Consider the following 16068-nt stretch of genomic DNA (forward strand, 5'->3'; position numbering starts at 1 on the left):
GACGGCCTTATTTTTGCGAATCCAATTTCATTTGAACCAATTCGCGGCCAACCGAATCTTTCGGTAATTTTGCCAATGCCTGAGCATAACTTTCGGCAGCCTCTTTGGCTTTGTTTTGCGCAACAAAAACATCGCCTTTGGTTTCCAGCAGCAAAGCTTCGTAATCGGCATCGACTTTGGTATCCAACGCGACCAAAGCTTCATCGTATTTTTTCTGCTGCAACTTCACTACGGCCAAACGCTGCGCCGCAAGTGCTTGAACCAACGGCTCTTTTTGGTTTTTCAATACCCAGTTCAGATGGCCTGCCGCCACATCGTAACGGCCGGCATCAAATTCTGTGGCAGCCACCATCAGCGTAGCCTGTGCGGCAGGAATGGTTTCGGCAAAATTTTGCTGAAGGTTTTGCAAATCGGCGTTAATCGCTTTGGCATCGCCTTTGTTTTGCGCTTTTTCAACCAATTGCGCCAACACACCCGCCGCTTCTTGGCTTTTTTTCACCAAATGGCTTTGATACATGGTATAGCCCAAGTAGCCCAATGCAGCCAAAATCAGCAGGGCGAACAGCCAACGGCCGGTACTTTTCCAAAAGTATTTGAAATTGTCTAACTCTTGTTGTTCTTCCAAATGAGCTGCCATTTATGCATTCTTCCATTGTTGTAAAGTATTGATTAAATCGGCTGCGGCTACCGTAATTTGGCCTTTTTCGCCCTGCATGTCTTTCAGCGTGACTTTGCCTTCGGCCAATTCGTCTTGCGCCACAATCAGAGCAAAATGTGCGCCGCTGCCGTCGGCTTTTTTCATTTGCGCTTTCAGGCTTTGATAACCCGAATGCTGCAAAACATTAAATCCTTCGACACGCAAGGCCTGCGCATACCGCATCACCTGCAAAGCTGCTCCCTCGCCTTGATGCATCGCGTACACATCCGGAGCCGCGTGCGCCTGCAGCGAACCGTATTCGCGCACCAATAACAGCAGCCGCTCGATGCCCATCGCAAAACCGATCGAAGCAGCCGGCTTGCCGCCCAATTCCTCAATCAAACCGTCGTAGCGGCCGCCGCCGCATACGGTGGCCTGTGCACCGAGTTTCTCGGTCGTCCATTCAAACACGGTTTGATTATAGTAATCCAAACCGCGCACCAATCGCGGATTTTCGGTATATGGAATGTCCAAACCGTCCAACATGGCTTTGAAACCGCTGTAATGGGCACGTGATTCTTCGCCCAGATAATCTACCAAACGAGGCGCGGCATTACAAATTTCCTGCAATTCGGGATTTTTGGTGTCAAGCACACGCAGCGGATTGGTTTTCAGACGGCGTTTGCTGTCTTCGTCCAATTTGTCTTCGTATCCGGTCAGATAAGCCACCAACGCGGCACGGTGTGCGGCACGTTCCTCACGATTGCCCAAGCTGTTGATTTCCAGCGTCAGATAATCGCTGATGCCCAGCTTCTTCCACAAATCCGCCGACATGGCAATAATTTCGGCATCGATGTCCGGCCCTTCGAAACCCAACGCCTCAATACCCACTTGGTGGAACTGGCGGTAGCGGCCTTTTTGCGGACGCTCCCGACGAAACATCGGTCCCATATACCATAATTTCTGCGGGCTGTTATACAGCAGGTTATGCTCCACCACCGCACGCAGGCATGATGCCGTACCCTCCGGACGCAGGCTCAGGCTGAGTGAATCGTTGGAATCGGAAAAGGTATACATTTCCTTGCCGACCACATCGGTCTCTTCGCCGATGGAACGCACAAACAGACCGGTCTGTTCCAAAATCGGCGTGCGGATTTGCTGATAACCGTAGGCACGCGCCCATTGGCTGACCGTATCTTCGAAGGCCTGCCAAAATGCGGCGGTCAGCTTGAAATCTTTTTGTTCGACAGGCAAAAGGTCGTTCATGCCTTTTACCGATTGGATTTTTTGTGCCATTTCAAATCGGAATGCTGGAATCAAACAGTCGGCAATTATAGCTTATTTTTAAATGACTGTGTTTTCAGACGGCGTTTTTCATGCTTTAAGGCCGTCTGAAAACTGTTTCAATGCCGATAAGGGTTCGGGTAAAATATCCGGATGAACACGCGCACAACCCCTCTGCCTCTGCTTGACGGCGTAAAGCCCAGTTATTTGGTACTCCCGCACGACAAATCGTTTTACGGCTTGCCGCTTCTGTACTTTTTATGTGTCCGTTTTCCGTTTGTCGATGAAAGCCATTGGCGCAAACGGCTGGACAGCGGATTTGTGGTCGGTTCAGACGGCATGGCTTTGAATGCGGATACTCCGTTTCAACCCGGACAAACCGTTTATTATTATCGTGAAATCAACCGTGAAGACGAACCGCGCATTCCGTTTGACGAGAAAATCCTGCATATCGACGAACATTTAATTGTGGTCGACAAACCGCATTTTCTGCCTGTCATTCCGAGCGGCCGTTTTTTGCGCGAAACTCTACTTACCCGCTTACGTCTTCGTCCCGAACTTCAACACTTAAATGTAGAACACATCACCCCGATTCACCGTTTAGATAAAGACACCGCCGGCGTGATGCTGCTGTCGCACAATCCGGCCAGCCGCCGCGATTACCAAACCATGTTCCAAGACAAAACGGTACGCAAAACCTACGAAGCCGTTGCGCCTACGCGCACGGATTTGGTTTATCCCCATTCGGTGGAATCACGCTTGGTGCGCGGTGAGAAATTCTACCTGACGCAAGAAGCTGCCGGCGAACCGAATGCCTTTACTGTCGTCGAATTGATTGAAAACCGCGGTGAAAACAGCCTTTACCGCCTTTATCCGTTGACCGGTAAAAAACACCAGCTCCGTGTGCACATGATGAATTTAGGCATGCCGCTAATGAACGATGCGCTTTATCCGACCCCGCTTGCCGTCGGAGATGAAGATTATGAAAAGCCCTTGCAGTTATTGGCGAAAAGCATCGAATTTACCGATCCGATAAACGGACACATTCGAAAATTTGAAAGCGGGCAACAGCTTTGATAGTCGTTTGAAATAGAAACAAGACAAGGCGGCAGCGACCGCCGTGTACACCTAGTACATCATAAGGAAGCTGGCAACGCTGTATTATTGTTATTCAAACGACTATACAAAACAAAAGGCCGTCTGAAAATCATGTATTTTCAGACGGCCTTTAATATGGATATTATGCGTTTTTAATCGGAATCACGCGCGGTTGGACACGTTTTGCGCCGCCTTCACGGTAATTCTCTTTCACATATTCCTCGACAATCGCCAAAAACTCTTGGGCAATGTTATCGCCTTTCAAAGTCACTTTGCGCTCGCCATCGACATATACCGGCGCAACCGGTGTTTCTCCCGTTCCCGGCAGGCTGATGCCGATGTCGGCCAGCTTGCTCTCACCCGGCCCGTTTACGACACAGCCCATAACGGCTACGTTTAATGACTCCACCCCCGGGTAAACCGTCCGCCATACGTTCATTTTTTGGCGCAGATAATTCTGCACGTCTTGCGCCAATTCTTGGAATACCGTGCTGGTCGTCCGACCGCAGCCCGGACAAGCGGTTACCATCGGTGTAAACGAACGCAAGCCCATGGTTTGCAGAATTTCCTGCCCGACAATCACTTCCTGCGTGCGCGAACTGCCCGGCTCCGGTGTCAGGGAAATGCGGATGGTGTCGCCAATGCCTTCCTGCAGCAATACGGCCAGAGCCGCCGTCGATGCCACGATGCCTTTGCTGCCCATACCTGCCTCGGTCAGACCCAAATGCAGCGGATATTGACAGCGGCTGCCCAACTCACGGTACACTTGGATCAAATCCTGTACCGCGCTGACTTTGCACGACAGAATGATTTTGTCTTCAGGCAAACCCAAATCCACCGCTTTTTGCGCTGATTCCAAGGCGGAAACAATCAATGCTTCTTTCATCACTTCTTCAGGCGGACGCGGCGAGGCAGAAGCCATGTTGGCATCCATCATCCGCTTGGCCAGACTCTGATCCAACGACCCCCAGTTCACGCCGATGCGCACGGCTTTGTTGTTTTCCGCAGCCGTACGAATCATATAGGCAAATTTCTCATCCCCCTTTGCACCCTTGCCTACATTTCCCGGGTTGATGCGGTACTTCGACAAAGCTTTGCCGCACTCGGGATATTCGGCCAACAGGCGTTCGCCGTTGAAATGGAAATCGCCGACCAATGGCGTGTTGTAGCCCATGTCGTCTAAGCGTTGGCGGATTTCGGCCACCTTTGAAGCGGCTTCCGGGCTATTGACGGTAATCCGTACCATTTCCGAACCGGCATCACTCAGCTCTTTGATTTGCAAAGCGGTGCCTTCCGCATCGGCGGTATCGGTATTGGTCATGGACTGCACCACCACCGGCGCACTCGAGCCGACGGTGACATGGTCAATCTGCACTTGATGTGTTTGGCGGCGTTTGAGTGTATTCATGTTTATTGTTTTCCTGCGATAAAGGTGGCAGACTGTTTGCCCGGTGCCCGGTGCTCAATCGGGCGAATCACCGTGCCGCCGTAATTGGCTTCGGCACCAGCGGCAATACCGATCCAAACCTCATAAGGCGCCCCGCCTTTGAAACGGCGCTCGCTGCCTGCCGGAATGATATTGCTGAATACCATTTTCCGGTCTTTGTCATGGATAATCAGATTGCTGCGGTATTGCACTTTTACCCATAATTCATCGGCAGCCACTTCGATTTTCGGCTCAGAAGCGGCTGAGGCGGCAACATCCGAAGCTGCCGAGGCCGCCGCAATCACTTGTGTGTTTTGCTCGGTCATTTTCGACACTTCGACGTTGCTGGCTTTCAAGGCCGGTGCTTGCAGACTGTTTTGCACGGCACTGCTGTCTTGTGTGTGCTGCTGGGTGTTTTCCAAATTGGATTTATTCTGCCAAGCATAAATACCGCCGGTAATTAAAACTAATGCGGCGACACCTAAAATCCATTTCGGAAACCCGTTTTTTTCTACGCTTTGGTAATTAAAACCTTCATCTTTATCGCGTTTTACGGCATAAACATGATCGGTTGTCTGCGGCACAACGTTTTTCAGACGGCCTGAGATTTCCTGCTCATCCATTTTTAACAGACGGGCATATGAACGCAGAAAACCGGTAGCAAAAACCAGGCCGGAAAAGCTGGAATAATCGCCTTTTTCCAAATCCTCAATCTGCTCGACCGATAATTTCAGACGGCCTGCGATTGTATTGATGTCCATTCCCTGCTTCTCGCGCAATTGGCGCAATTCGCTGCCCAATGCTCTTGCCGCTTCGATGTTGTGTGCTGTTTGTTGTTGGTTTTCCATATTATCGACCTGTCGTCACTGCCTGTAATTCTTCCGAATAAGGGAAATTGGCTCTTAATTGAGCCTCATACTCATACGCCGCCTGGGTATTGCCCAGAGCATTGGACAAACGCCACCCCAACAGTAAATCGTCTGCCTGCAATACATCGACCTTACTTTGGTATTGGCGGAAGTAATAATCCGCATCGTTCAGACTGCCTGCCAGCATTTTGGTACGCGCCAGCTCTTTGAATGCGGGAGGAAACTGGGGAGAAGCCGCCAAAGCACGCTCCAGATAGGCTTCTGCCAATGAAAACTGTCCCATCTTAGTGCTGCAGATGCCTTTGTTCAAATTTGCCACATACGGACTGGGATAAGTCGGGTCAGATAAAGCCTTATCGAAATATTGAATCGATTCAGCGGGATTATTCATCTGGCTGCACACAAACCAACCGTAGTTGTTGTTGATTTCGGCACTTTCCGGCTTCAAAGACAAGGCTTTCAAAAAGCTTTCTTGCGCCTTGTCCTGCACTTTCAAATATTGGTAAATCTGCGCACGCACCAACCAGGCCACTTCGTTTTTGGCATTGGAATCCAGTGCATCTTCAATGGCCTGCGTAGCCTGACGGTAGTCCTGAACCCGCATATATTCCAAAGCCAATTGGGTTTTGATATTGGAAACCTGTTCCGCACGCTCGCGCGGGCTTGGACCTGACGAACCGGCACATGCCGCCAATGCTAAGGTTAAAATCAAAGACGGTAAAATATTTAGTTTCATGGCTTATCCCTGTTGCTCAACCAAAATCTGCTGCCATTTCTGCTGACGCTTGGTTTTATCCTGTACCTGCCCCGCCAGTTGGCCGCAAGCCGCATCGATGTCGTCCCCACGGGTTTTACGTACCGTCACGACATGTCCGGCCTGTTGCAGAATATCGCGGAACACACGGATATTTTCATTAGAAGAACGCTCGTAACCGGAATTCGGGAAAGGATTAAACGGAATCAGATTGAATTTACACGGCACATCTTTTACCAGTTCAATCAATTCTCGCGCGTGTTGCGGTTTGTCGTTTACTCCGTCCAGCATGACATACTCAAAAGTAATAAAATCACGCGGAGCTTTTACCAAATAACGCTGACATGCAGCCATCAATTCTTTCAGCGGATATTTTTTATTCAACGGCACAATCTCATCGCGCACAGCATCATTAGACGCATGAAGCGACACCGCCAAAGCCACCGGCATGGCATCGCGCAGACGGTCCATCTGCGGCACCATCCCCGATGTCGAAACCGTTACGCGGCGGCGGCTCAGCCCATAGCCGTGGTCATCGAGCATAATGCTTAAAGCTGTGACTACGTTATCAAAGTTGGCCATCGGTTCGCCCATACCCATCATCACCACATTGGAAATCACGCGTTCGTTTTTCGGCGTCACCCCCATGGCTTTGTTGGCCCACCACAGTTGACCGATAATTTCGGCTGCAGTCAGATTACGGTTGAAGCCCTGCCGGCCGGTAGAACAAAATGTACATTCCAACGCGCAACCGACCTGCGAGGAAATACACAAGGTACCGCGCTCCGCTTCCGGGATAAACACCGTTTCCACGCCGTTACCGGTGCCGACATCCAGCAGCCATTTACGCGTACCGTCGGCAGACTCTTGGGCGGTCATCAATTGCGGTATGCCTACTGTGGCTTGTTCATTCAATTTTTGGCGCAATGATTTGGCCAAATCGGTCATTTCATCAAAGTCGGATGCCCCCGATTGGTGAATCCAGCGCATAACCTGCTTGGCTCGGAACGGCTTCTCTCCCATCGCAGCGAAGTGTTCGGTGAGCCCTTTTAAATCAAAATTCAGTAGGTTGGTTTTCATATATTCTTAAAACTACGAGAAGCTGTTAAATTAAAATTGTATGTTAGGGCAAGATACAGCTTTAATTTAAACGCTTTTTATGAATCATTTATTTTCAGACGGCCTGCTTGACGGCTTGCAGCCAATTAAAAGGCCGTCTGAAAATGTATCCGACAAAGTCCTGTAGCCGTCTGCCTGTTTTTCCCGAGTACAAATGGTTTTCGGAAAAATCATTCAGACGGCCTCAAACAAATCGGCAATACGTCAATCAACGTGGGCAGATTTCGCTGTTGTCAAAAAAGTAAGCGATTTCGATGGCTGCATTTTCCAAGCTGTCGGAGCCGTGTACCGCATTGGCATCGATAGAATCGGCAAAATCAGCGCGGATGGTACCGGCCGCAGCCTCTTTAGGGTTCGTCGCACCCATCAGTTCGCGGTTTTTCGCCACGGCGTTTTCCCCTTCCAATACTTGGATCATCACAGGACCGCTGGTCATGAATTTAACCAAATCGGCGAAGAACGGGCGTTCTTTGTGTACGGCATAGAAGCCTTCGGCTTCGGCTTGGGTAAGATGTTTCATTTTCGCGGCAACGATTTTCAAGCCGTTGCTTTCAAAACGGTCATAAATTTTACCGATAACGTTTTTACCTACGGCATCAGGTTTTACGATAGAGATGGTGCGTTCGATAGCCATATAAGATCCTTAAATTTATTGCATTTTGCAATATTGTTTTCAAAATTCGACAAGTTTTTATTTTACCAAACTTCATTTGTTTTTGGTAAAAAGCCTCCTTGCCGTTAAAAGTCAGGCATGTTTTTTCTTACCCAATGTCAAATGCGGCTGCGCCAAATAAACTTCAGACTGCATCTCCACCATACGGCTGGCGGTACGGGTAAATTCAGCAGCAAAATCGCCTTCGACATAAATATCGTTGACATCCACCGCGCTGGTGGCGCACAGCTTTACACGGAAATCATACAAAACGTCAATCAGCCAAGTCAGGCGGCGGGCTTCGGCTTTCTCCTGAGGCGTTAAACGCTCCAAGCCGGACACAAATACGATTTCGTAATGCTCTGCCAAATGCAGATAATCCGCCTGTGAGCGGGGGCCAAAACACAAAGCACGGAAATCAAACCAAATTGCCTTATCGGATTTGGCTTTATGTGGAATTTCACGACCGTGAATAATACTGACACCAGGATTCAATTCCGATGTATGCGCCATCTCTTTAAACAATCCGGCCAGTTTGTTTTCATTTTCTTCATTGCTCGGTACAAAGAAAATTTCGGCAGGTTTTAAAGTACGCAAGCGGTAATCTTCGCCGCCATCTACGTTTAAAACCGTCAAACTGGATTCAATCAAAGCAATAGTCGGTAAAAAACTGCTGCGGTTTTGTCCTTGCGGATACAGCTCAGACGGCGCATAGTTGGAAGTTGCTACCAACACCACACCTTCGTTCAACAGGTTTTCCAATAAGCGTCCGAGAATCATGGCATCAGCAATGTCGCTGACGTGGAATTCATCGAAACACAATACACGCGTTTCTTGGGAAATTTCGGCAGCAACAGCCTTGAGCGGATTGGCCTCGCTTTTTAAACCTTTCAAGCGCTGATGGATTTCTGCCATAAAAGCATGAAAGTGAACACGACGCTTGCGCTTATAAGGCAGGCAGCCGAAAAAAGCATCCATTAGAAAACTTTTACCGCGACCGACACCGCCATAAAAATACAGCCCTTTAGGCACTTGCGGCGAACGCAAACTGCGCCCTAAAAAGCGGTTGCGTTTTCGTTTGAACATCATTAATTCAGTCCACAAACGGTCTAAATGTTCAATAGCAACGGCTTGAGCCTCATCACGGATAAAATTGGGTTGTTGGGCCGCAGCCTGATACCAAGTCAGCGGGCTGTGGTTTTCAAAACTCGGCGGAACAAACAGATTTTCTCTATCACTCATCAACTGGCCTTATTATTTATTGATTTCAACTGAATGGCAGCCATTATAAATGATTTCAGACGGCCTCAAAGCATTTCCGGTATGAAACTTATTTATTTCTTGAATTTATAAGAAAAAACGCCGCATTTCTGCGGCGTTTGCTTACTCAGTTTTTAATTGGCGCTCTCTTGCAGAGCCAAGTCCACACGTTCGCGCAACTCCTTACCCGGTTTGAAATGAGGAACATGCTTTTCAGGCACTTCCACACGCTCGCCGGTCTTAGGATTACGGCCTACACGGGCAGGACGGTGGTTCAAGTCAAAGCTGCCGAAACCACGGATTTCAATCCTTTGGCCGCGAGCCAGCGAACGGGTCATGGTATCCACCAGAACCTTTACGCTGTACTCAACGTCTTTAGCCATCAATTGAGTCCCGTTTTTTTCGGCAAAAACCTCTGCCAAACGAACCATTAATTCAGACTTAGTCATCGTCTGTAACCTTATTCTTCACCGGATAATTTGGCTTTCAGCAAGTCACCCAAGCTGGTGGTACCTGCATTGGCAGTCGCTGCAGAATTAACCGAATTCAAAGCTTCGCGGTTTTCTTTGGCATCTTTGGCTTTTACAGACAAGCGGATGCTGCGGTTTTTGCGGTCAACAGTCGCGATAACGGCTTCAACTTCATCGCCTTCTTTCACAACGTTACGCAAGTCTTCTACGCGTTCGCTAGACCATTCGGCTGCAGGCAGGTAAGCCTCTACTTCGTCAGACAAGGCAACAACCGCACCTTTGGCGTCAACAGACTTCACGGTACCCTTAACCAAAGCACCTTTGTCGTTTACGCTGACGAAATTACCGAACGGGTCGCCTTCCAGTTGTTTGATGCCCAGAGAGATACGTTCTTTCTCAACATCAATGGCCAATACGACGGCTTCAACTTCTTCGCCTTTTTTGTATTTGCGTACCGCTTCTTCACCGGACTCAGTCCAAGACAAGTCAGACAAGTGAACCAAACCGTCGATGCCGCCGGGCAAGCCTACGAATACGCCGAAGTCAGTGATGGATTTAACCGCACCGGACAATTTGTCGCCTTTGTTGTGGTTGACAGCAAACTCTTCCCATGGGTTAGCCTGACACTGTTTCATGCCCAAAGAGATACGACGACGGTCTTCATCGATTTCCAAGATCATGACTTCTACTTCGTCACCCAATTGAACCACTTTGCTCGGGTGTACGTTTTTGTTGGTCCAGTCCATTTCGGAAACGTGTACCAAACCTTCGATACCTTGTTCGATTTCAACGAATGCACCGTAGTCTGTCAAGTTAGACACTTTGCCGAACAGGCGGGTACCTTGCGGGTAACGACGGGTCAGACCGCTCCACGGGTCTTCGCCCAACTGTTTCATACCCAGAGAAACGCGTTGTTTGTCTTGGTCGAATTTCAATACTTTGGCTTCAACTTCTTGGCCGACTTCCAACACCTCGCTCGGGTGTTTCACGCGGCGCCATGCCAAGTCGGTGATGTGCAGCAGACCGTCGATGCCGCCCAAGTCAACGAACGCACCGTAATCGGTGATATTCTTAACGATACCTTTGACAACCGAACCTTCTTGCAGGTTTTCCAGCAAGGCTTTGCGCTCTTCGCCCAAAGTGGCTTCCAGAACAGCACGGCGGGACACCACCACGTTGTTGCGTTTTTTGTCCAGCTTGATAACTTTGAATTCGATTTCTTTGCCTTCAAAGTGCGAAGTGTCTTTAACCGGGCGCACGTCAACCAAAGAACCCGGCAGGAATGCGCGGATGCTGTTGATCATCACGGTCAGGCCGCCTTTGACTTTGCCGTTGATGACGCCGGACAGAATGTCGCCGTTGTCCATTGCTTCTTCCAAAGCAATCCAATCGGCAGCGCGTTTGGCTTTTTCGCGGGACAGCTTGGTTTCGCCGAAGCCGTTTTCAACAGATTCGATGGTTACGGTGACAAAATCGCCGACTTTAACTTCAATTTCGCCTTGAGTGTTTTTGAATTCAGCTACGTCAATCAGAGACTCTGATTTCAAACCTGCGTTGACAGTCACAAAGTTTTGGTCGATTCCCACCACTTCAGCAGTAATCACCTCGCCCGGATTCATCTCTTGCAGGGTGAAGCTTTCTTCCAATAACTGAGCAAAATTTTCCATAGACATAAATAACTCTTTTCGGTACACCGCCAAGGGGTGCGGGGTAGGTTGGACACCGCTTGCCGCCCTTGGCACGGCAAGCGTCAAAATCAAACCGGTTAAAATAAAAACGCGCCATCTTCAATCATGCGCTTTTATTTTAAGCGGTTATAATTTTTCAGACGGCCTTTCACGGTGAAAAGGCCGTCTGAAAACAAACAGGCGAATTATACAGCAATTTTTAAACTTTGCTATACCAATCAAGCACTTTTTTTACACTTTCTTCAATGCCCAGCTCAGTGGTATCCAAAAGCTGCGCATCGGGCAATTGCCGCAGCGGTGCAACGGCACGGCGGCGGTCGGCTTCGTCACGCGCTTCGATGTCCGACAAAATGCGGTCGAATTCCACGCCTTCGCACGGCAGGCCGATTTGTCCGGCGCGGCGTTCGGCACGCACTTGCGCACTGGCAGTCAGAAAAACTTTAAGCGCGGCATCGGGGAAAATGACCGAGCCGATGTCGCGACCGTCGGCAACCAAGCCTTTGCCGGTCAGAAAATCACGCTGGCGTTGCAATAAGGAGTTGCGCACCTGCGGCAACTGAGCTACTGCCGAAGCCCCCATTCCGATGGCTTCGGTGCGGATTTCTTCGGAAACGTCTTCCCCGTTCAGCAGAACTTTTTGACCGGAAAACTCGGCCGGCAGGCTCTCCGCCAATTTGGCGACACCCGCTTCATCCGTCCACTCCGTATTTTCCTTTTGGGCATACAGCGCGGTCAGACGGTAAAGCGCACCCGAATCCAGGTAATCAAAACCCAAAGCGGCGGCCACACGCGAGGCAACCGTTCCTTTTCCCGACGCACTCGGCCCGTCAATCGCAATAACTTTTTGTTTTTCCGTCATATCCGTTCTCTTTTGCTTCTGCATGGTCTAAAAACTGGAAAGGCCGTCTGAAAATACGCTTCGGCCATTGAAGCCATTATAAACAATATCGACGTCAAATTCATGGTTTCAGACAGCCTTTGCGCAGAAAGGCATTACAAAAACCGACCGAATCATCGTATAATCGCGCCCGACTGTTTAAAAAACATAACGGAACTTAACATGCAGCAACTTAAACTTGCCATTTCCGGCGCGCAGATTTTATTCGTCGCGTTCGGCGCACTGGTGCTTGTCCCCCTGCTTACCGGCCTGAATCCGGCCATGGCCTTGCTCGGCGCAGGCATCGGCACTTTATTATTCCAACTGCTTACCAAGCGCAAAGTACCGATTTTCTTAGGATCTTCGTTTGCCTTTATCGCACCGATTATCTACTCTATCGGCGAATGGGGCTTACCCTCAACCATGTTCGGCCTGTTTGCCGCCGGCTTCATGTATTTTGTGTTTGCGGCACTCATTAAATGGCGCGGTTTGGAAGCGGTGCATAAATTACTGCCGCCCGTGGTTATCGGCCCCGTCATCATGGTCATCGGTTTGTCGGTGGCGGCCGCTGCCAGCCAGATGGCCATGGGTCAGGCAGGCGGAAAACAGGTTATCGAATACGGCGATTCATTGGTTTTGGCCGGCTTTACGTTTGCCGTAACCGTGGTGGTATCGGTATTCGGCAGCAAAATGATGAAGCTGGTGCCGATTCTTATCGGTGTCGCTTCAGGTTACATCCTTGCGCTGGCGATGGGCTTGGTCGATACGGCACCGATTGCCGCAGCCCCTTGGTTTGCCGTTCCCCACTTCGAAACGCCCGAAGTCAACTGGCAGGCGGCTTTGTTTATGCTGCCTGTCGCCATTGCCCCTGCCATCGAACACATCGGCGGCATCATGGCCATCGGCAATGTTACCGGAAAAGACTATGCCAAAGACCCGGGCTTGGACAAAACGCTCGCGGGCGACGGCTTGGGCGTATGCGTGGCCGGCTTAATCGGCGGCCCGCCCGTCACCACTTACGGCGAAGTCACCGGCGCGGTGATGATTACCAAAAACAGCAACCCGAAAATCATGACATGGGCGGCGATTTTCGCCATCTGCATGGCGTTTTTCGGCAAATTCAACGCATTTTTGGCATCGATTCCTCTGCCGGTCATGGGCGGTATTATGATTCTGCTGTTCGGCACCATTGCTTCGTTGGGTTTGAAAACGCTGATTGATGCCAAGGTCGATTTGATGCAACCGAAAAATCTGGTCATCGTCAGCTCGGTTCTGACGACCGGCGTCGGCGGCATGATCATCAAGTTCGGTACATTAAGCTTTGCCGGCGTGGGTTTGTGCGCGATTTTGGCGATTTTGCTGAACTGGATTCTGCCGACACCGAAAGAACCTTCCGCACCTGTCGAATAAATATTTCCCATATCAAAGGCCGTCTGAAAAACAATTTTCAGACGGCCTTTCATCATTCATTCTCTACTTGCAAACCGGCACCGCAGCCGGATAAACCGATACCGGCGTTTGCGTCAACCTGAACAAATCTTCCAGCTTTCCCTGCGCCTGCGTGGTGGCGTTTTTCAAAATCTCCGCCTTGCACGCGCTGGCCAAAACCTGCTTTCGCGCTTGCTCCTGCACGGTTTTGAATACGGTTTTATCCATCGGCAGCAAGTTCAGATGGCCGGTTCTGATGTCGTAAACCTCGATTTCTTCCAGATCCACGCTGAGGATTTCCACTTCCGGCAGGCTGATGATGGCTTTTCCATCAATGATGTTCACATTATCCGCCGTGAGTTTATCCAAATCGATCCCTGCCAACACCTTTCCGCGCACGATAAACAGTCCGCTTTGCGCATCCTGCCACAGCTTGCGCCAATCGCCCTTTTTCTCGGTGCGGATAATGGTGTCGATGTAAAACGCCGTACTTTCCAAGCGGTTGAGCTGCCTGATTTGGGTCAGTACCCCTTCGCGCGACAATACTTCCGTTTGCGCAGACTGCATACGTCCGTGATAAAACCAGCCGCCCGCCGCTGCGGCGGCGGCCAACAGAAACACCGACAACCAGCGAAAAAATGTCTTCATCCGTAAAAATCCTGAAATTCAATATTGAAATCAACGGCTCATATGGCGGCTGTTCGTAAAATTTCAATGATAAAGGCCGTCTGAAAGCGGTTTTTAATTTTCAGACGGCCTCGAATCAGTTCATCTAATATTACTTTAAAGTAATGTCAAATGGCCATATTACCAAATTTGCCTTTCGGTAAACTTAAGACTACAATCAACTGCATCTCCATCCGAAGGATATTTCCATGACCATTACCGAATTGCGCCGCCACAACCTGCGGCAATGGATTAACCGGCAATACGGCGGCCAGCAGGCCCGGCTGGTTGCGGCAACCGGCATCAATCAGGGCGAGCTTTCCGCCTTGTTGAAAAACAAATCCTTCGGCGAGAAAAAAGCCCGAAAAATCGAACGCGATGCCGCCATGCCCGAAATGTGGCTTGACACCGTACACACACCCACCCCATCCGATTTAAAAGAGAGCAAAACCATGAATATTGCCACCATTCCGGAAATTTTAGCCGACATCAAAGCCGGCAAAATGGTCATCATCACCGATGCGGAAGACCGCGAAAACGAAGGCGATCTCTTGATGGCCGCGCAATTCGTCACGCCCGAAGCCATCAACTTTATGATTAAACACGCCCGCGGTTTGGTTTGCCTGCCGATGGCAGAAGAAATGGTGGAAAAACTCGGCCTGCCGATGATGACGCAGAAAAACGGTGCGCAATACGGCACCAATTTCACCGTTTCCATCGAAGCGGCGAACGGCATCGCCACCGGCATTTCCGCCGCCGACCGCGCTTTGACGATTCAGACGGCCGTGTCCCCTGCCGCCAAACCCGAAGATATTGTCCAGCCCGGCCATATTTTCCCGTTGCGCGCGCAAAAAGGCGGCGTATTGGTGCGTGCCGGCCATACCGAAGCGGGTGTCGATTTGGCGCAGATGAGCGGTCTGATTCCGGCGGCGGTGATTTGCGAAATCATCAACGACGACGGCACGATGGCGCGTATGCCCGAGCTGTTTAAGTTTGCCGAAGAACACCATCTCAAAATCGGCACGATTACCGATTTAATCGAATACCGCAGCCGCACCGAAAGTCTGCTGGAAGAAATGGGCGATGCCCCCGTCCATACCCCTTGGGGCACGTTCCAACAGCACGTCTACGTCGATAAATTATCGGGCGAAACCCATCTGGCCTTGGTCAAAGGCACGCCGACAGCCGAAACCGAAACGCTGGTCCGCGTACACGAACCGTTCAGCGCGATGGACTTCATCGCCCCGAATCCACGCCATTCCTGGTCATTACCCAAAGCCTTGGAACGAATCCAGCAAGCCGAAAGCGGTGTGGTGATTTTGATGCACCGCACCGAAGACGGCGCGTCCCTGCTCGACCGCACCCTGCCCAAAGGCGCGAACCAAGCCTACAAATGGGACAGCAAAAGTTACGGCATCGGTGCGCAGATTCTGGCCAACCTCAACGTCAACAAACTGCGCGTACTGGGCAAACCGTCCGCCTTTACCGGCCTGACCGGCTTCGGTTTGGAAGTGGTCGGTTTTGAAGAAGCCGAAAATCAATAGGCCGTTGATTTTAAAAGCATCAGACTGAGACCTTTGCAAAACCCCGGATTTGGGTACATTTCGAAGTTATAGCAGCACAGAAAGCGCAGACATATCATTTAGATAGGCAAGCTTTCGAGCAGCGCATAACGAAGAAATGTGCCAAAGATGGGGATTTTGCAAAGGTCTCAGGCCGTCTGAATCTTTATCCTACGGGATACAGAGGTTTCAGACGGCCTTGTTTTCCTTGCGTGCAACGGCAAATCTTTTATACTGTTCAGGCAACCTGCCGGTTTTTAAAACAGAAAGGAGAAAAT

Annotated in this window: 15 protein-coding genes; 3 read left to right on the top strand and 12 right to left on the bottom strand. The window is 50.2% G+C overall.

What is annotated here, in order from left to right; translation table 11 throughout:
- Positions 1-7: 7 nt before the first annotated feature.
- Both ACM67E_RS06825 and hisS read right to left on the bottom strand, forming a co-directional pair.
- A complete protein-coding gene (locus ACM67E_RS06825) occupies positions 8-637 on the bottom strand; it encodes a YfgM family protein (RefSeq protein WP_416190716.1) in 630 nt (209 codons plus the stop codon).
- Complete coding sequence (gene hisS, locus ACM67E_RS06830) at positions 638-1933, bottom strand: histidine--tRNA ligase (RefSeq protein ID WP_416190717.1); 1296 nt, start codon at positions 1931-1933, stop codon at positions 638-640.
- 141 nt (positions 1934-2074) lie between these two features.
- Between hisS and ACM67E_RS06835 the strand changes: the two genes are divergently transcribed.
- Positions 2075-2998 (top strand): pseudouridine synthase, encoded by a 924-nt coding sequence (locus tag ACM67E_RS06835; protein WP_416190718.1) that lies wholly within the window; start codon positions 2075-2077, stop codon positions 2996-2998.
- 163 nt (positions 2999-3161) lie between these two features.
- Here the strand turns inward: ACM67E_RS06835 and ispG are convergent, their stop codons facing one another.
- From ispG to cmk, 9 genes are all read right to left on the bottom strand, one after another.
- Complete coding sequence (gene ispG / locus ACM67E_RS06840; protein ID WP_416190719.1) at positions 3162-4427, bottom strand: flavodoxin-dependent (E)-4-hydroxy-3-methylbut-2-enyl-diphosphate synthase; 1266 nt, start codon at positions 4425-4427, stop codon at positions 3162-3164.
- Between the two features lie 2 nt (positions 4428-4429).
- Positions 4430-5293, bottom strand: a complete 864-nt coding sequence (locus tag ACM67E_RS06845) for a helix-turn-helix domain-containing protein (protein ID WP_416190720.1) — start codon at positions 5291-5293, stop codon at positions 4430-4432.
- 1 nt (position 5294) lies between these two features.
- Positions 5295-6050, bottom strand: coding sequence for a type IV pilus biogenesis/stability protein PilW (gene pilW / locus ACM67E_RS06850; RefSeq protein ID WP_416190721.1), 756 nt, complete (start codon positions 6048-6050; stop codon positions 5295-5297).
- Positions 6051-6053: 3 nt separating this feature from the next.
- Positions 6054-7148, bottom strand: a complete 1095-nt coding sequence (rlmN, locus tag ACM67E_RS06855; protein ID WP_416190722.1) for a 23S rRNA (adenine(2503)-C(2))-methyltransferase RlmN — start codon at positions 7146-7148, stop codon at positions 6054-6056.
- 247 nt (positions 7149-7395) lie between these two features.
- Positions 7396-7821 (bottom strand): nucleoside-diphosphate kinase, encoded by a 426-nt coding sequence (gene ndk / locus ACM67E_RS06860; RefSeq protein ID WP_416190723.1) that lies wholly within the window; start codon positions 7819-7821, stop codon positions 7396-7398.
- A 111-nt stretch (positions 7822-7932) separates the two neighbouring features.
- A complete protein-coding gene (zapE, locus tag ACM67E_RS06865; protein ID WP_416190724.1) occupies positions 7933-9081 on the bottom strand; it encodes a cell division protein ZapE in 1149 nt (382 codons plus the stop codon).
- 152 nt (positions 9082-9233) lie between these two features.
- Complete coding sequence (locus ACM67E_RS06870; RefSeq protein WP_416190725.1) at positions 9234-9548, bottom strand: integration host factor subunit beta; 315 nt, start codon at positions 9546-9548, stop codon at positions 9234-9236.
- Positions 9549-9559: 11 nt separating this feature from the next.
- Entirely contained in the window at positions 9560-11242 is a 1683-nt protein-coding gene (rpsA, locus tag ACM67E_RS06875; protein WP_416190726.1) for a 30S ribosomal protein S1, read from the bottom strand.
- A gap of 214 nt (positions 11243-11456) precedes the next feature.
- On the bottom strand, positions 11457-12116 hold the full coding sequence (gene cmk / locus ACM67E_RS06880; RefSeq protein ID WP_416190727.1) for a (d)CMP kinase: 660 nt from the start codon (positions 12114-12116) through the stop codon (positions 11457-11459).
- A gap of 201 nt (positions 12117-12317) precedes the next feature.
- Here cmk and ACM67E_RS06885 point away from each other — a divergent pair, with 201 nt between their 5' ends.
- Complete coding sequence (locus ACM67E_RS06885) at positions 12318-13544, top strand: uracil-xanthine permease family protein (protein ID WP_416190728.1); 1227 nt, start codon at positions 12318-12320, stop codon at positions 13542-13544.
- Between the two features lie 63 nt (positions 13545-13607).
- Here ACM67E_RS06885 and ACM67E_RS06890 read toward each other — a convergent pair whose 3' ends face one another.
- Complete coding sequence (locus ACM67E_RS06890) at positions 13608-14210, bottom strand: DUF4230 domain-containing protein (RefSeq protein ID WP_416190729.1); 603 nt, start codon at positions 14208-14210, stop codon at positions 13608-13610.
- Positions 14211-14437: 227 nt separating this feature from the next.
- Between ACM67E_RS06890 and ribBA the strand changes: the two genes are divergently transcribed.
- Positions 14438-15772 carry a bifunctional 3,4-dihydroxy-2-butanone-4-phosphate synthase/GTP cyclohydrolase II gene (ribBA, locus tag ACM67E_RS06895; protein WP_416190730.1) on the top strand — a complete coding sequence of 445 codons (1335 nt, stop codon included), beginning with the start codon at positions 14438-14440 and terminating at the stop codon, positions 15770-15772.
- Positions 15773-16068 lie beyond the last annotated feature (296 nt).

This window comes from Neisseria sp. CCUG12390, assembly GCF_047837985.1.
In the GTDB taxonomy this organism is placed as follows: Bacteria; Pseudomonadota; Gammaproteobacteria; order Burkholderiales; family Neisseriaceae; genus Neisseria.

Coding starts and splice junctions, on each gene's coding strand:
- ACM67E_RS06825 (WP_416190716.1), bottom strand. CDS start 637: ATGGCAGCTCATTTGGAAGAACAACAAGAGTTAGACAATTTCAAATAC.
- hisS (WP_416190717.1), bottom strand. CDS start 1,933: ATGGCACAAAAAATCCAATCGGTAAAAGGCATGAACGACCTTTTGCCT.
- ACM67E_RS06835 (WP_416190718.1), top strand. CDS start 2,075: ATGAACACGCGCACAACCCCTCTGCCTCTGCTTGACGGCGTAAAGCCC.
- ispG (WP_416190719.1), bottom strand. CDS start 4,427: ATGAATACACTCAAACGCCGCCAAACACATCAAGTGCAGATTGACCAT.
- ACM67E_RS06845 (WP_416190720.1), bottom strand. CDS start 5,293: ATGGAAAACCAACAACAAACAGCACACAACATCGAAGCGGCAAGAGCA.
- pilW (WP_416190721.1), bottom strand. CDS start 6,050: ATGAAACTAAATATTTTACCGTCTTTGATTTTAACCTTAGCATTGGCG.
- rlmN (WP_416190722.1), bottom strand. CDS start 7,148: ATGAAAACCAACCTACTGAATTTTGATTTAAAAGGGCTCACCGAACAC.
- ndk (WP_416190723.1), bottom strand. CDS start 7,821: ATGGCTATCGAACGCACCATCTCTATCGTAAAACCTGATGCCGTAGGT.
- zapE (WP_416190724.1), bottom strand. CDS start 9,081: ATGAGTGATAGAGAAAATCTGTTTGTTCCGCCGAGTTTTGAAAACCAC.
- ACM67E_RS06870 (WP_416190725.1), bottom strand. CDS start 9,548: ATGACTAAGTCTGAATTAATGGTTCGTTTGGCAGAGGTTTTTGCCGAA.
- rpsA (WP_416190726.1), bottom strand. CDS start 11,242: ATGTCTATGGAAAATTTTGCTCAGTTATTGGAAGAAAGCTTCACCCTG.
- cmk (WP_416190727.1), bottom strand. CDS start 12,116: ATGACGGAAAAACAAAAAGTTATTGCGATTGACGGGCCGAGTGCGTCG.
- ACM67E_RS06885 (WP_416190728.1), top strand. CDS start 12,318: ATGCAGCAACTTAAACTTGCCATTTCCGGCGCGCAGATTTTATTCGTC.
- ACM67E_RS06890 (WP_416190729.1), bottom strand. CDS start 14,210: ATGAAGACATTTTTTCGCTGGTTGTCGGTGTTTCTGTTGGCCGCCGCC.
- ribBA (WP_416190730.1), top strand. CDS start 14,438: ATGACCATTACCGAATTGCGCCGCCACAACCTGCGGCAATGGATTAAC.